The sequence below is a fragment of the Paenibacillus sp. NPDC057934 genome, assembly GCF_042887565.1.
GTDB lineage: Bacteria > Bacillota > Bacilli > Paenibacillales > Paenibacillaceae > Paenibacillus_AQ.
The window spans coordinates 391809-406748 of the sequence record NZ_JBHVPB010000005.1; the positions used below are offsets into that span (position 1 = coordinate 391809).

Genomic DNA, 14940 nt, shown 5'->3' on the forward strand with positions numbered 1-14940 from the left:
GGATCTCAAGCTCGTCATATATAACAACAGAGGCTCTCCGAAGGCGCATTTGCGCAGTCACGGGGAGCCTCTTGTTTGATGTGCCAGCGATCCAGAGTTTTTTTAAAAAAATCAAATATATAAATCGCATGAAATAACAAACAAAGCCAAGAAAAAAAGAGAGGTTATACTGCGATTTACGAAGTGTGGTTAACGATTTACGAAGTGTTGATTAATGATTTACGAAGTGTTGATTAATGATTTATGAAGTGTGATTAACAAGTTACGAAGTGTGATTAACGGCATTTTTGTACCTTAAATCGTCTCCAGTTAAGGCTTAGTGGGAATTAAGGGCAATATTGTACCTTAGATCTTCCAGAAACCCCCGTTTAGCATGCTTTTTTGAAAATTAAGATACAAAAATGCACCTATTTCCTCCTTTTCTCTAAATTGAAGAGGAATAAGATACAAAAATGCACCTAATTGGGCGGTAGACCATTTTTCACTGTTAAGCCTATTGGTAAAGGGGAGGAACTTGCGTACTAAAGCTCTAACCTCACTAGTAGAAAAACGCCTGATCTTTTGTGAGTATCTAATTTCGCTAGTAATATGTTCAAGAAATTTAAAATACAAAAATGCTGTTAGTTAGGCTGATTATTTATTAATTCACGGTGTTGATTCTTCAGCCTTCTGTTTCTCCCGAAAACGGGGGCCGACGTAATTGCGCTTGCGGTCACGGGTGAGAATCCAGCCGCCGAGGAAAGTCATGCCTGCTGCGAACAGCACCAGTCCTCCGCCAAAATGAAGCCAGGCGAATACCGGAGTGAGGCTATCGTCTCCATGCATGGAGTAATAGTCGAAGATATCATCCTTCATCATGAGAAAGCCCTTCATGGCGACAAGGCCGGGAAACACAAGGATAAGGATGGCAATAAAGCGTGAAATGAGCAGTCTCATAAGTGTCTCCTACCCTTCTAGGCGCTATAACATCACCACTATGATAACGCTTTAATCTCTAAAAGTCCATTGACAATGACGTTTATACATTTTGTAATAGGCCGAAAAGGGAGTACAATGTAGTAGATTAACATTCAAAGCTAAGTGTAATGACTGGAGGATACATATCATGACAATTTCATGCGACGTGGCAGTACTAGGCGGGGGAACCGGAGGTTATGTAGCGGCAATCCGTGCTGCACAATTGGGGAAATCTGTTGTCGTCATCGAAATGGACAAACTGGGCGGAACCTGCCTGCATCGTGGCTGTATTCCAAGCAAATCGCTCTTGCGCAGCGCTGAAGTGTACGCGGAGATACAGGAAAGCGAAAACTACGGCATTGAGACTAACGGCGTAAAGCTTGTGTTCCCTAAAGTACAGCAGCGCAAGGAATCCGTAGTAGATCAACTTCATCAAGGCGTACAGTATCTGATGCGTAAAAATAAAATACAAGTCATCAAAGGGAAAGGGCGCGTGACAGGCCCTTCTATTTTTTCTCCACGTAGTGGTGCTGTGGCGGTGGAACTGGAAGATGGCGAAATGGAGACCGTTGTCTCAGAGCATCTCATTATCGCTACCGGTTCCCGTCCGCGTGTTCTGCCAGGACTTCAGCCTGACGGCAAGATAATCCTCAGTAGTGAAGAAGCCTTGACGCTGGAGGAGCTCCCTGCTTCGATGATCATCGTCGGCGGCGGAGTTATTGGTGTAGAGTGGGCTTCCATGCTGGCTGATTTCGGTGTGGAGGTGACAGTGGTGGAAGCCGCAAACCAGCTTCTGCCGCAGGAAGATGAGGAAGTGGCACGTGAACTGCAGCGTCTTCTGAAGAAAAGAGGCGTTAAGATTCTGACAGGTACGACTGTAGATGCAGAGAGCTTCAGCAGCAGCGGGGATACGCTGTCCATCGAAGCGACTAAAGAGGAGCAGCGGCAGGTTCTGACGGCTGAGAAGCTGCTCGTATCCGTAGGACGGGTAGCCAATGTGGAGAATATTGGCCTGGAGAACACGGATATCCGCGTAGAGAAGGGTGTCATCTCCGTCAACGCCAACATGCAGACCAGTGAGCCGCATATCTATGCGATTGGTGATTGTATTGGCGGACTGCAGCTGGCCCATGCAGCCAGCCATGAAGGCATTCGGGCTGTGAATCATCTAGCCGGGGAGCCGCTTCATCCGTATCATACCCACCTTGTTCCCCGTTGTGTATACACACGGCCTGAGGTTGCAAGTGTCGGTTATACGGAGAAGGAAGCCAAGGCTCTGGGGCATGATGTCGTTACCGGGAAGTTTCCGTTCTCGGCTATTGGCAAAGCTATTGTATATGGCCTGAAGGACGGGTTCGTTAAGGTAGTGGCTGATCGCAACAGCCGTGACATCCTGGGTGTGCAGATGATCGGGCCGCATGTGACTGATCTGATCGGGGAAGCGGCGCTGGCCCAACTGCTGGACGCGACGCCATGGGAAGTTGGCGAGGCGATCCATGCGCATCCGACGTTGTCGGAGATCGTGGGCGAAGCCATGTTGGCTGTGGATGGCAACGCAATTGGCTTATAAAATGGGCTGCGGGGGACTTGAGGGACAGCAGAGAATAGGTTCTGCTGTCCAAATGACTTCAAAAGGGCTGTCAAACGTTTATTTCCGGCTTTTCTTTTTGAGTAAGTTGGGATTATAATAGACTCAAGCCAAGTCTTAGTACCTGGTTTTAAGATCAGACTATAGGTGATCCTAAAACAGTCTAAGATTTGAGGCTATATAAACAAGCGTATGCTTCCAAAGCCGCTTCGTGTGAAGGCGCTCGAAGAGGTTGCGCTTACCAAACTTTAGGAGGTACCTCATTTATGGAATTGCAAGGTACTGTTGAAACGGTTAACCGACATAAGCAGCTTGGACTCAGCGACGGCCAGGTCATTGATATGTACAGATATATGCAGCTCTCTCGCAAATACGATGAGCGCAGCTTGCTGCTGCAGCGAGCCGGGAAGATCAACTTCCATGTCTCCGGTATCGGCCAGGAGGCGGCCCAGGTGGCTGCCGCTTTTGCACTGGACCGGCAGAACGATTATTTTTTGCCATATTACCGTGATTATGCTTTCGTGCTTTCTGTGGGTATGACGGTGCGTGAATTGATGTTGTCTGTCTTCGCTAAGGCAGAAGACCCTAATAGTGGTGGCCGGCAGATGCCAGGCCACTTCGGCAGCAAACGACTGCGGATCGTAACCGGCTCAAGCCCGGTAACAACTCAGGTGCCGCATGCGGTTGGCTTTGCGCTGGCTGCCAAGATGCAGAAGAAGCCCTTTGTTTCTTTTGTTACCTTTGGCGAAGGCTCCAGTAACCAAGGGGATTTTCATGAAGCGTGCAACTTTGCTGGGGTCAACAAGCTTCCAGTTATTATTATGTGCGAGAACAACCAGTACGCCATCTCTATTCCGGCCCACCGTCAGCTTGGCGGGAAGGTCAGCGACCGCGCGCTAGGTTACGGATTCCCGGGTATTCGTGTTGACGGCAATGATCCGCTGGAAGTGTACCGTGTGGTGAAGGAAGCCCGCGAACGTGCGCTCGCGGGTGAAGGTCCTACCTTGATTGAAGCGATGATGTATCGTCTCGGACCACACTCGACTTCTGACAACGACCTGGCTTACCGGACGAAGGAAGAGGTTGACGAGAACTGGAAAAAGGACGGCGTAGCCGGTTTCCGTGATTATTTGACAGCTCTGGGACTTTGGAGCGAAGAGCAGGAACGCGATCTCGTTGCAGAGTACAATCTGGAGCTGAAAGAAGCTATTGAATACGCCGACAATGCACCGTTCCCGAAACCGGAAGAGACGCTGCTGCATGTGTACAGCGATTCCCAGTCACAAGGAGGGGTATAAGCGATGGCTATGATGGAATATATTGACGCTATTCGGCTGGCAATGAAAGAAGAGATGGAGCGTGATGACTCCGTCTTTGTGCTTGGTGAGGATGTAGGCGTGAAGGGCGGCGTGTTCACAACGACCAAAGGACTTCAGGCACAGTTCGGAGAAGAGCGTGTGCTGGATACACCACTTGCGGAATCTGCGATTGCCGGGGTTGCCATCGGTGCAGCTATGTACGGCATGAAGCCGATTGCCGAGATGCAGTATTCAGATTTCATGCTGCCAGCCACCAACCAAATTATTAGCGAAGCGGCTAAAATCCGTTACCGTTCCAATAATGATTGGGACTGTCCACTGGTGATCCGTGCGCCTATCGGTGGCGGCATCTTCGGGGGGCTGTACCATTCACAGTGTGCTGAATCCATTTTCTTCGGTACACCAGGCCTGAAGATTGTAGCTCCTTATTCGGCATATGATGCCAAAGGACTGCTGAAGGCTGCAGTACGTGACCCTGATCCGGTATTGTTCTTCGAGCATAAAAAATGCTACAAGCTGATCAAGGGGGACGTTCCTGAGGGTGATTACACCGTGCCTATCGGTGAAGCGAACCTGCTGCGTGAGGGCAGTGATATTACGGTTATTGGCTATAGCCTCCCGATGCACTTTGCCATGCAGGCGGCGGAAGAGCTGGAACGCGAGGAAGGTATCAGAGCACATATTCTCGATCTGCGTACGTTGCAGCCGCTGGATACCGCGGCGATTATCGCTGCTGTTCGGCAAACGGGCAAGGTGCTAATCGTCCATGAGGACAACAAATTCGGCGGTGTGGGCGGCGAGGTCGCGGCCATTATTGCCGAGCATTGCCTGTTCGACCTGGATGCGCCAATCTTCAGACTCTGCGGTCCGGATGTACCTGCTATGCCAATTAGCCCTCCAATGGAGAAGTTCTTCATGCTCAGTAAGGATAAAGTGAAGGCGGAAATGCTTCGACTGGCGCAATACTAACATTTATAAGTTTGCGGAGCGGCTGCTTTCGGAGCTAAGTTTTACTGCGGAGTAGACCCAAGAAGCCTCGCTCCGTAAAACTAAGTGTATGCTTTCGAAGCAAGTTTTACTGCGGATTAACCCTAGGAAGCATAGCTTCGTAAAACTAAGTGTATGCTTCCGAAGCTAACTTTTACTGCGGAGTAGACTCGAGAAGTATAGCTCCGTAAAACTAAGTGTATGCTTTCGAAGCTAAGTTTTACTGCGTAGTAGACCCAGGGAGTATAGCTCCGTAAAACTTTTAAGGAGTGAAATTATGTCTGACAATCAAAAGTTGACCGACGTGGTTATGCCCCAACTCGCGGAATCGCTTGTGTCGGCAACCATCGGCAAATGGCTGAAGAAGCCGGGTGATCCGGTCGAGCAGTATGAGCCGTTGTGTGAACTTATTACGGATAAAGTAAACGCTGAGCTGCCATCCACTGTGGATGGAATTATGGGCGAGCTTCTGGCTGAGGAAGGCCAGACGATTAGCGTAGGCGAAGTGATTTGTCGTATTGCTGTACCTGTATCGCCTTCTGAAGTCGCTTCAGCCGCGGCTAGCGCAGCTCCACAATCACCTGGTGCAACTGCAGGAGTACCGGCATCTCCGGTAGCTACGACTGCTGGCAGAACTGCGCTATCTGCCTCATCTGCTGACGCTCCAATGCGTGCCCGCTATTCTCCGGCTGTTCAGACGCTGGCAGCGGAGCATAACATTGATTTGACTGCGGTTGCTGGTACAGGCATGGGCGGACGAATTACCCGCAAAGATGTGCTGTCGTATTTGGAAGCTGGAGGTGCCGCTAATGCTGGGCAAAATATAGCACAAGCTCCGGCTCCGACTACTGTACAGGCACCAACATACGCACAGGCACCCACACCGACAGTTCCAACAGCATCGTCAATGGTGGAAGGATCATCAGCATTGTTTGAACCAGTTCGCCAATCTGGATTGCATCTGAGTGAATCCCCGCGTATTCCGTCGGTTGAAGTTGAAGGGGCGCAAAATGGCGCTTCCGAATACTTGATCGATGTTACACCGATCCGCAATACCATTGCGACCAGAATGCGCCAGAGTGTGGCGGAGATTCCACATGCTTGGACCATGATTGAAGTGGATGTCACCAATCTCGTGGCTCTGCGCAACAAGCTAAAGGATGAGTTCAAGCGCAAGGAAGGCATTAATCTGACTTACCTGGCTTTCCTGATGAAAGCAGTGGTTAGTGCAATTAAGGATTATCCGATCATGAACTCGGTCTGGGCGGTTAACAAAATCATCGTGAAGCGTGATATTAACATTTCGCTGGCCGTCGGTACAGAAGATTCTGTAATGACTCCGGTGATCAAGAAGGCTGATCAAAAGAACATCGCGGGACTGGCCCGCGAAATCGACGAGCTGGCTCAGAAGACTCGGGAAGGCAAGCTGCGCCTCGATGACATGCAGGGTGGCACCTTTACCGTCAACAATACCGGCTCATTTGGTTCAATTCTGTCTTATCCAATAATTAACTATCCGCAGGCGGCGATTCTGACCTTTGAATCCATCGTGAAAAAGCCCGTTGTCATCAACGACATGATTGCCGTGCGTTCCATGGCAAACATCTGTCTGTCGTTGGATCACCGGATTCTCGACGGTGTGATTTGTGGACGCTTCTTGCAGCGTGTAAAAGATAATATTGAAGGCTATACGCCGGAAACGAAGCTTTACTGATCCATACCCGGCCCATCACAGGAAACAGAGACTCGCTAAAGGGGACCTGACGCATGGAGAACTTAAATGACCACAGGCTACGTATTTCCTATGCACCATTGATAGAATATGGTGCAGCCTGGGAGCTGCAGAAGGAGCTTGTGCAAGGGATTGATCGCGGAGAGCATCCGGAGCAGTTGATCCTTTTGCAGCACCCGCCCACCTACACCATCGGATCGCAGAATCATCCTGAACATCTTCTTCTGGACAGCGTACAGCTGCAGGAACAGGGGATTGCTTTGTTTGAAATCGACCGCGGCGGGGATATTACATATCATGGTCCTGGACAACTGGTAGGTTATCCGCTGTTGAAGCTGGGGGAACAGGGCAGAGTAGATCTTCATGGCTATTTGCGCACTCTGGAGGCGGTAATTATTGATTATCTTGCTTCCCATGGCATTGTTGGGAGTCGCAAGCCGGAATATACAGGGGTCTGGGTAGGCGATGATAAGATTTGCGCGATCGGTGTGAAGTTTAATAAAAGCAAGCACCGCAGGGGCTTTATTACTAGCCACGGCTTTGCTTTTAACATCTCTGCCGGAATTGCCCGCCAAGGCTTTCAGGGCATTGTTCCATGCGGTATTACGGAGTACGGGGTGACCTCCTTGGAGGCATGCGTTGGCCGCGTAATGGAAGTAGAGGAAGTCGCACAGTCGTTGGTTCCTTATTTTCTGCAGCATTTTCCTTTTGATAGTGAAGCCATATCTTCCTGGAATGAACTTTAAGTATGATGGTCCTGGGAAAATGGCAAGTCCAAATAGCGGCCGGGAGAACCCTGGCCGCTATTATTATCGTTGCCTGTGAAGGAGATTAGCCGGCAAGGAAGGGCTCGATGACAACCAGCAAGGTGGATGCGATCATGGCGATCAGCATAACGTAGATAATGATGCGGAACCATTTTTGACGTTGCATGAGTGACTCCTTTTGAATTAGTTTAAGTTATGAACATATCACAATTACAACTATTGTAACGTATCCGTGAAAGAGAGGGAAGTCCAGTGATTGTACAGGACCGATTGATTGAGGAATTTATGGAGCTTGTCCGTGTGGACAGCGAGACGGGAAATGAACGGGAAATCGCCGATGTATTGACGAGCAAGTTCAAAGCGCTAGGTCTGGAAGTTGTCGAAGATGATTCTCAGGAGCGGACAGGACATGGAGCGGGCAATTTGTTTGTCACATGGCCTGCAGAGCAAGGGGTTACGGCGCCTAAGCTGCTGTTTACCTGCCACATGGACACCGTCGTGCCCGGTAAAGGAATTAAGCCAACCCTTCATGAAGACGGCTGGATTACAAGCGACGGAAGTACGATTCTGGGAGCTGATGATAAAGCTGGGTTAGCGGCGCTATTTGAAGCAATTCGGGCGATTCAAGAGCAAGGTCTGCCGCATGGACAGATTCAGTTCGTGATCACAGCCGGTGAGGAGTCCGGTCTGTTGGGCGCACGAGCTATGGACGCTAAGCATCTGGATGCTGAGATTGGCTTTGCACTGGACTCCAATGGTGAAGTGGGTTCGATTGCGGTGTCTGCACCGACTCAGGCGAGAATTACAATGCAAATCTACGGAAAATCGGCGCATGCCGGGGTCAATCCGGAAGATGGCATCAGCGCCATTCAGGTGGCCAGCAAAGCGATCTCGGCGATGAAGCTGGGTCGAATTGACAACGAAACTACTGCCAACATCGGCAAATTCGCGGGCGGTGGCCCGACGAATGTGGTCTGTGACCATGTGCAACTTGATGCGGAAGCTCGCAGTATTGTGCAGGAGAAGGTAGATCGGCAGATCGAATCCATGCGCGAAGCGCTGGAAACAACAGTCCGTGAATATAACGCGGAATGTGAATTCCGCAGTGAAGTAATCTATCCGGCATTCAGCTTCAACCAGCATGATCCCGTTGTACAGCTTGCAGATCGCGCGATCACGTCGCTTGGCCTGACGACACGCCTGTTCGCTTCCGGCGGTGGCAGCGATGCCAACGTGTTCAATGGTCTGAAGGTGCCGACAGTCAATCTTGCCATTGGCTACGAGCATATTCATACGACCCAAGAGCGGATCAAGGCTGCGGACATCGCCAAGGCCGCCGAACTGGTGGTTGCAATCATTCAGGAAAACGTTAAGGGATAGGCTCCGTGAAGCCTCCTCTCAGCGCTTAACATAAGGAGCTGTTATCTGACCGGCATTCTGCCAGTAAAGGTGACAGCTCTTTTTTTGTAAGGAGGTAAGGAGACAGCGAAGTGCGCGCGTAAGGTGCAAAGGTAGGGTAGATCGGGTACATGAAGTGCTGGGGTAGTTGTGAGTTGTGTGAAGAGGTGGAGAAGATGAGGGTTACATGAGTTAGTGATGTGGATGTAAGTTGCATGAAAAAATGAAGTAGAAGCGGCTTACATGAAGTAGCCAAGTAGGAGTGAGTTTCATGAAGAGAGGTAGTGGATGAGAACTGCACAGAGAAGTGAAGTAAATGCAGGCTACATGGAAAGTTGAGTCACTGGTGTAGTGTTCACAAGCAGGGAAGATACATGTTAAGCAAAAAAACTGGAAAAAGTCCCGCTAATTTCTGCGAAATCGTTACATTACAAAAAATAACAGGAATCACTCCTGTTATTTCAGACCAAATTCTAGTTTGTTAGTTGAAACCCAGGGAATAGCGGGAGCTATTCCCGTTAATTAGTTCAGAATGAGCAAATGAGTTAAATTAACGGGAAGAATTCCAGTTACGTGCCTAGCTACTCATACTGATCTTGCTACTCATACTGTTGTTGCTACTTTTCCGTTTCCAGTGTTGTCTATAGCGTCTATATCTTTGCTGTTACGTTAGCTGATGAATGCCGTATACCATTCGTTGGTTCACCAAACGCTATATCGAATGCATAGAGTTTCTTTATATAACTTGGGAATTATTTGCGGATTATTTGAAAGTGGTTTGAAGTTAATTTTAAAAGCTAATTTAGAAATTAATTAAGAGGTTAATTCAAGAAGTTCATTAGTGTTTGATGAATTAAAGGGTTATTTATCCAGCCTTGGGCGAGTGGGCCCGCGCTTCGTCATGCAGAGAGAGGACGTAAGCCAGTGGCATATCCCTCCCGTACCGCTCGATCCATTCGGCCAGCATGGCCTTAATTTGCGCTGGTGACCCTGCCATCATGACGGCGGCTGAGCTTGTACGGCTGAAGAACTTGTTCATGTCCGTTACCTTCTTTCCTGATAAGTTTGCTATAATACACCGTATGCAGAACAGAGACAAAGGAGACCAGAATGTGATGAAAAATCAAAAACGACACAGCAATCCGGCCTTGGATGAAGTAACCTTGTCCACTCAGCCGATTTTTGATGGGAAGATTATTACCCTGCAGGTGGATACGGTCCAACTGCCGGACGGAAATAGCGCGACCCGTGAGGTTGTGAAGCATCCTGGCGCTGTCGCGGTGCTGGCGCTGAACAACAACAAACTGTTGGTGGTGGAACAGTATCGGCAGCCGATGCTTCGGACTGAGGTAGAGATTCCTGCTGGCAAGCTGGACCCGGGCGAAGATCCGCTGACAGCAGCTCATCGGGAGCTGCAAGAAGAGACAGGCTTTCATAGCGGCGATCTGAAGCATCTGAAATCGTTCTACACTTCACCCGGCTTTGCCGACGAAATCATTCATTTGTATGTCACAGAGAATGCTCAGGTTGGAGAGATGGCTTTGGATGAGGATGAGTTCCTGGAGGTATCGGAGCTGACACTGGAGGAAGCGTATCAATATATTGCGGACGGGCGTATTGCCGACGCCAAAACCATGATGGCTGTGTACGCCTGGCATCTGTATACGCTGACCGGACAATGGCACTAACACCGGAACTAAAGACCTATTACGGTGACTTGCATGTCCATATCGGGAGGACTTCGGAAGGTCAGCCTGTCAAAATAAGCGGTAGCCGCAACCTCACATTTGCGAATATTGCGAAGGAGGCCGCTGAACGCAAGGGCATCGAACTGATCGGAATCATCGATTGCCACTCTCCTGGTGTGCAGCATGACATCCGAAGTGCTCTGGACTCAGGCGAGATGACAGAAGCTGAGGGTGGAGGGATCGCTTACCGCGGGACGACCATCCTGCTGGGTTCAGAGATCGAAATTCGTGAGCCGGGGCGAAAAGAATGCCATGTCCTGGCCTTTATGCCAGACATAGAGACCATGGCGGATTTTAGTAACTGGATGAGCCGACACATGACCAATGTAAATCTCAGCTCCCAGCGTTTGTATGCACCGGCACAGGTGCTGCAGGACGAGATTTACGAACGGGGCGGAATCTTGATTCCGGCCCATATTTTCACACCTCACAAAGGGTTATATGGATGCTCTGCCGAGCGGATGACCGACATTTTCGATTTGGAGCGCATTGCGGCCGTGGAGCTGGGGCTGAGCTCAGACTCGGAGATGGCTGGTTATCTATCGGAGCTAGACCCGTACACCTTTCTGACCAACTCTGACGCTCACTCTTTGGGCAAAATCGGCCGGGAGTACAACGCTCTGGAGCTGGCCAAGCCCTCGTTTGCAGAGCTGCGGCTGGCCTTGGAACGGAAGGACGGGCGAAGAGTGAGCGCCAATTACGGGCTTAACCCACGGCTCGGTAAGTACCACCGGACGTACTGCGGCGGCTGTGGCAGTATCATTGATGAAGCCTTTGCCACTTCGGAGCGCTGTCCGTACTGCGGGAGTCCCAAACTGGTGAAGGGTGTACTGGACCGGATAATGGACATTGCCGACCGCCAGGCACCGCAGGTGCCAGAATATCGGCCATCGTATCATTATCAGGTGCCGCTTGAATTTATTCCGGGGCTCGGCAAGGCCAAGATGAAGCTTTTGCTGGACGCGTTCGGGACGGAAATGAATATTTTGCATGCCGCCCGGGAGGATGAGATTGCCGCAGTGGCGGGGACGGATTTGGCGTCAAGCATTGTCGCCGCCCGCTCGGGTACGCTTGCACTGACAGCAGGTGGCGGAGGAACCTACGGCAAGGTTGTCCGGGAAGGCAAGTAGCTTAAGTGCGCTGGCCCCCCGATCCCGAAGGAACCTGTGTTGTGATGAATCGCCAGGCCCGAAGGAGCGTACGCTGTGATGAACCCCCGAGCCCAGAAGGAGCGTACGTTGTGGTGAACCCCCAAGCCGAGAAGAAGCGTGCGTTGTCATGTCCCCCGGGCCTGAAGGAGCATGCTTTGTGTTAAACGCTATACCGTCATGCCCACCGTGAACGTTGTATCTCTGTGCGCATATCACGCAGTAGGGTCTAGTCAGACGGCGAAGACTTCCCCCGGCTACTCCGGGCCATCACAGCCCAAGGACAAGTCATAGAAGTGGATGTTGTCTCATATGGTGTAACATACACCGGAAAGGAGCACATCCCGATGCGTAATTTAAGGCTGATGATGAAGGAGCAGACGCCTCTTTATATTTTTGTCGCCGTACTGTTTCTAGTGGGGGTGGTCTTTGGCGCTCTGATTGTGAGTGCACTGACCATGGACCAGCAGCAGGAACTGGGTGACTATCTAGGGAACTTCTTTGTCACTGTTGACCAGCAAGGGCTACCGGGCGCAGAGGAGTCGTTCTGGAATATCGCTGCCCTGCATCTCAAATGGGTGGGGCTGATCTGGATTCTAGGCTTGTCCGTCATCGGCCTGCCGGGCATTCTTATTCTTGATTTTCTCAAAGGGGTGCTGATTGGTTTCACGGTAGGCTGTCTGGTGAGTCAATACTCCTGGCATGGTCTATTGTTCGCGCTGGTCTCAGTCGCTCCGCACAACTTGGTGCTGATTCCAGTCCTGCTGGTAACCAGTGCCGCCGCGATCGCTTTCTCTCTACTGATGATCCGGAGCAGAGTGTTAGGTCGGACCCGGACGCCCATTACCCGTCCTTTTGCCATGTACACGTTGCTGTCCTTCGCTATGGCTGTGCTGATTCTGGGTGTTGCTTCCTTTGAGACTTGGGTCACCCCTGTGATGATGCGCTGGGTCACTCCTATGCTGTTGTAGAAATGCCTGAAATCATTGGTATTAGTGGGTTTATAGAATGAAGTGTAGATCATAAAATCACGCAAAAATCACATTTCTTGCAAAATCACTCCGGGTTCAAGATTTTATCGAAGTGAATCTTGATTTTTTGGTTAGCATTTTCTCTCATGCGTTCAGTCACATGTGTATATACTTTCAACGTCGTCTTTGCATCATCGTGACCTACACGGCGCATAATTACAGTAAGATCGACTCCTGCTTCGGCCAGCATACTTACGTGAGTATGCCGGAAGATGTGAGGGGTCGCTTTTTTTGTGATGGAAGTTCTTTTGAGCAAACGATCCATACGCGATAACAATGTCTTTTGAGTTATTGGGCGACCATTGGGACGAGTGAAAATATAATTGTTTTTTTGGAAATCATCAAAGCCCTTTTGATATCGTTCATTTCGCAGCTTCTGTACTTCTTTTAAATTACGCAACTTTTCAATGATAACTTCATCGAGATCGAACGTCCGAATAGAACCTTCAGTTTTAGGTGGTGTGATTTCAACTTCACCATCGGATCGATCTGGAACGTACAATGTCTTCGTGACTCGTAGTTCGTTGGTTTTAAAGTTTATATCCGGCCAAGTCAGAGCGCATAATTCTCCTGGTCTCAATCCCGAGTAAGTTAATAGATAAAACACTTCCTCGTCATTATCTAACCCCCGTGTTTCAACAGCTGCTAGAAATTCTTGTAGTTCTGTACGTTCTAAATATTTCTCCCTAATTACATCTCGTTCAATATCTTCCACGGTTAATTTTTTCTTAGGCATAGTTGCACCTTTAGCAGGGTTATCTGATCGTAAGCGATTCAATATAGACCATTCAAAAACCATGCTCGCTGTGATGTGCACGTTTCGAATATATGTCTCAGCATATCCTTCGTCGAAGAGTGAATACAAAATCTTTTGGTATTGAGTTGGAGTAATTGTTTCAGTTGATTGTTTGTCTATGTATCGCAACAATACTAATAACGACTTTGATCTTGCACGAATCGTACTGTTTTTGACCTGGCGTTTAGTGTAATCTTCCATCCAACCTTTTGTCGCTTCTCGGAAGGACGTTCGTTTGGCTTTCTTTAAATCAATACCAGATTGCAGGATGTTAACGGCTTCTTGTGCAGCATCAATAGCTTCTTGCTTGGTGTCCCGTACTCGAGGGATTTGACGACGTTCGCCAGTGACTGGATCTGGAGGCCCCTCCATCACACAGCGCCATTTGTAGCCTTGTTTATTTTTTGCGGGTATCTTCTTTATGCTGGCCATGTGGAGCGCCCCCCTTAAAGTAATTTTGTTGCTTTATGATTCCATCCATTGATTCTGGAGTTTCTTCTCTAACCTAACTAATCTTGAGGCGTATCCACCGGCTGTGTGGTCATTCACGCCATAATGGAGAGCAGCGTAACAAATGTCCATAGCATCCCAAAGCATTCCTCTATTCTCGTAATAGAGGGTAAGTTCCTTGAATGCAACAGGATCTACTGGAGGTCTTTCATTAGGGCGTTGAACACTCCAAGTGCTCAAGAACCGGAAGTAAAGTTCAATATCTTTACGGCAGATAAGGACGAACTTTTTTGCTGCATCCGGCTGTGTATACATATGCTGGAGGTAAAAGTGAGCTAAGCTTTCAAGCTTGAAATGTAACTTATACGGATCGTGGGCGATCTTTTTAGATTCTTCAATGAGGTGTTTTTCTCGGAACGGATACCCGTATTGATAAGGATCGTCCATCACGTTTGAGAGAGCAGTTCCTCTTTTCTTTTCAAATTCTTCCACTGTGATTATAATTTTCTCTTTGAGACTTGCTAACTTTTCAATCTTCGCTAAAACATCGTCAGATGGAGTGGTAGATTCTGCTTCTACTACTGCTGGTTGAAGGGCTTTGTCTCTGAACTTGTATATCAATTGTTTGAGTCTTGTGAAATGATCGTAACTGGGTGCCTTGAAAGTAATGGTGTGCTCATCTTTGGCACAGTAGAAAGCAATTCTGAATCGTTTTGTCCGTTCGCTATTACCGCTAGTGATGATCTGAAAATGCCCATTTGTTATCATATTAGGCTTTCGGAGTCCAACAGAGATGATGGACTTTATAGTATACGTTTTAATAGTTTTTTTCTCGAACAATCCACCCCTCACCAAATAAACCATGTTTTCAGTTACTGCAACCAATCCGTTTACACCCTCACAGAAATCAGATACTTCTCTTTTGTTCACATTCTCAAATAACAGGGCTTGAAACTTTGATATTATAATCACCTTTTTGTGATCCCATCGGTTGGGAGATTTGTCTAAGGTCTTCTGTA

General features: G+C 48.9%; 14 protein-coding genes. 9 read left to right on the plus strand and 5 right to left on the minus strand.

Annotated elements, in window-relative coordinates; genetic code table 11:
* Positions 1 to 645: 645 nt before the first annotated feature.
* Positions 646 to 936: a DUF2627 domain-containing protein gene (locus tag ACFVRY_RS14140; RefSeq protein ID WP_387500812.1), complete on the minus strand. Its 291-nt coding sequence runs from the start codon at positions 934 to 936 to the stop codon at positions 646 to 648.
* 169 nt (positions 937 to 1105) lie between these two features.
* Here ACFVRY_RS14140 and lpdA point away from each other — a divergent pair, with 169 nt between their 5' ends.
* The 5 genes from lpdA to lipB all read left to right on the plus strand — a co-directional run bounded on the left by lpdA (position 1106) and on the right by lipB (position 7329).
* A complete protein-coding gene (lpdA, locus tag ACFVRY_RS14145) occupies positions 1106 to 2527 on the plus strand; it encodes a dihydrolipoyl dehydrogenase (protein ID WP_387500813.1) in 1422 nt (473 codons plus the stop codon).
* A gap of 284 nt (positions 2528 to 2811) precedes the next feature.
* Positions 2812 to 3843, plus strand: coding sequence for a thiamine pyrophosphate-dependent dehydrogenase E1 component subunit alpha (locus ACFVRY_RS14150; protein ID WP_387500814.1), 1032 nt, complete (start codon positions 2812 to 2814; stop codon positions 3841 to 3843).
* A 3-nt stretch (positions 3844 to 3846) separates the two neighbouring features.
* Positions 3847 to 4833, plus strand: a complete 987-nt coding sequence (locus tag ACFVRY_RS14155) for an alpha-ketoacid dehydrogenase subunit beta (protein WP_387500815.1) — start codon at positions 3847 to 3849, stop codon at positions 4831 to 4833.
* Between the two features lie 295 nt (positions 4834 to 5128).
* A complete protein-coding gene (locus ACFVRY_RS14160; protein ID WP_387500816.1) occupies positions 5129 to 6565 on the plus strand; it encodes a dihydrolipoamide acetyltransferase family protein in 1437 nt (478 codons plus the stop codon).
* A 53-nt stretch (positions 6566 to 6618) separates the two neighbouring features.
* Complete coding sequence (gene lipB / locus ACFVRY_RS14165) at positions 6619 to 7329, plus strand: lipoyl(octanoyl) transferase LipB (protein WP_387500817.1); 711 nt, start codon at positions 6619 to 6621, stop codon at positions 7327 to 7329.
* Positions 7330 to 7414: 85 nt separating this feature from the next.
* Here lipB and prli42 read toward each other — a convergent pair whose 3' ends face one another.
* On the minus strand, positions 7415 to 7516 hold the full coding sequence (prli42, locus tag ACFVRY_RS14170; RefSeq protein WP_139084594.1) for a stressosome-associated protein Prli42: 102 nt from the start codon (positions 7514 to 7516) through the stop codon (positions 7415 to 7417).
* Positions 7517 to 7602: 86 nt separating this feature from the next.
* Here prli42 and ACFVRY_RS14175 point away from each other — a divergent pair, with 86 nt between their 5' ends.
* Positions 7603 to 8730 carry a M20/M25/M40 family metallo-hydrolase gene (locus ACFVRY_RS14175; protein ID WP_387500818.1) on the plus strand — a complete coding sequence of 376 codons (1128 nt, stop codon included), beginning with the start codon at positions 7603 to 7605 and terminating at the stop codon, positions 8728 to 8730.
* Positions 8731 to 9613: 883 nt separating this feature from the next.
* On the opposite strand, the gene ACFVRY_RS14180 is transcribed toward ACFVRY_RS14175, so the two are convergent.
* Positions 9614 to 9787: a hypothetical protein gene (locus ACFVRY_RS14180; protein WP_387500819.1), complete on the minus strand. Its 174-nt coding sequence runs from the start codon at positions 9785 to 9787 to the stop codon at positions 9614 to 9616.
* Between the two features lie 76 nt (positions 9788 to 9863).
* On the opposite strand from ACFVRY_RS14180, the gene ACFVRY_RS14185 reads away from it, so the two are divergent.
* From ACFVRY_RS14185 to spoIIM, 3 genes are all read left to right on the plus strand, one after another.
* Positions 9864 to 10436, plus strand: coding sequence for an NUDIX hydrolase (locus ACFVRY_RS14185; RefSeq protein WP_387500820.1), 573 nt, complete (start codon positions 9864 to 9866; stop codon positions 10434 to 10436).
* Positions 10427 to 11626, plus strand: coding sequence for an endonuclease Q family protein (locus ACFVRY_RS14190; RefSeq protein WP_387500821.1), 1200 nt, complete (start codon positions 10427 to 10429; stop codon positions 11624 to 11626). Before ACFVRY_RS14185 ends, ACFVRY_RS14190 begins: the two co-directional genes overlap by 10 nt.
* A 365-nt stretch (positions 11627 to 11991) precedes the next feature.
* On the plus strand, positions 11992 to 12615 hold the full coding sequence (gene spoIIM / locus ACFVRY_RS14195) for a stage II sporulation protein M (RefSeq protein WP_387500822.1): 624 nt from the start codon (positions 11992 to 11994) through the stop codon (positions 12613 to 12615).
* Positions 12616 to 12700: 85 nt separating this feature from the next.
* Here the strand turns inward: spoIIM and ACFVRY_RS14200 are convergent, their stop codons facing one another.
* Complete coding sequence (locus tag ACFVRY_RS14200; RefSeq protein ID WP_387500823.1) at positions 12701 to 13903, minus strand: tyrosine-type recombinase/integrase; 1203 nt, start codon at positions 13901 to 13903, stop codon at positions 12701 to 12703.
* Between the two features lie 33 nt (positions 13904 to 13936).
* Complete coding sequence (locus tag ACFVRY_RS14205) at positions 13937 to 14893, minus strand: hypothetical protein (RefSeq protein ID WP_387500824.1); 957 nt, start codon at positions 14891 to 14893, stop codon at positions 13937 to 13939.
* Positions 14894 to 14940: the final 47 nt, after the last annotated feature.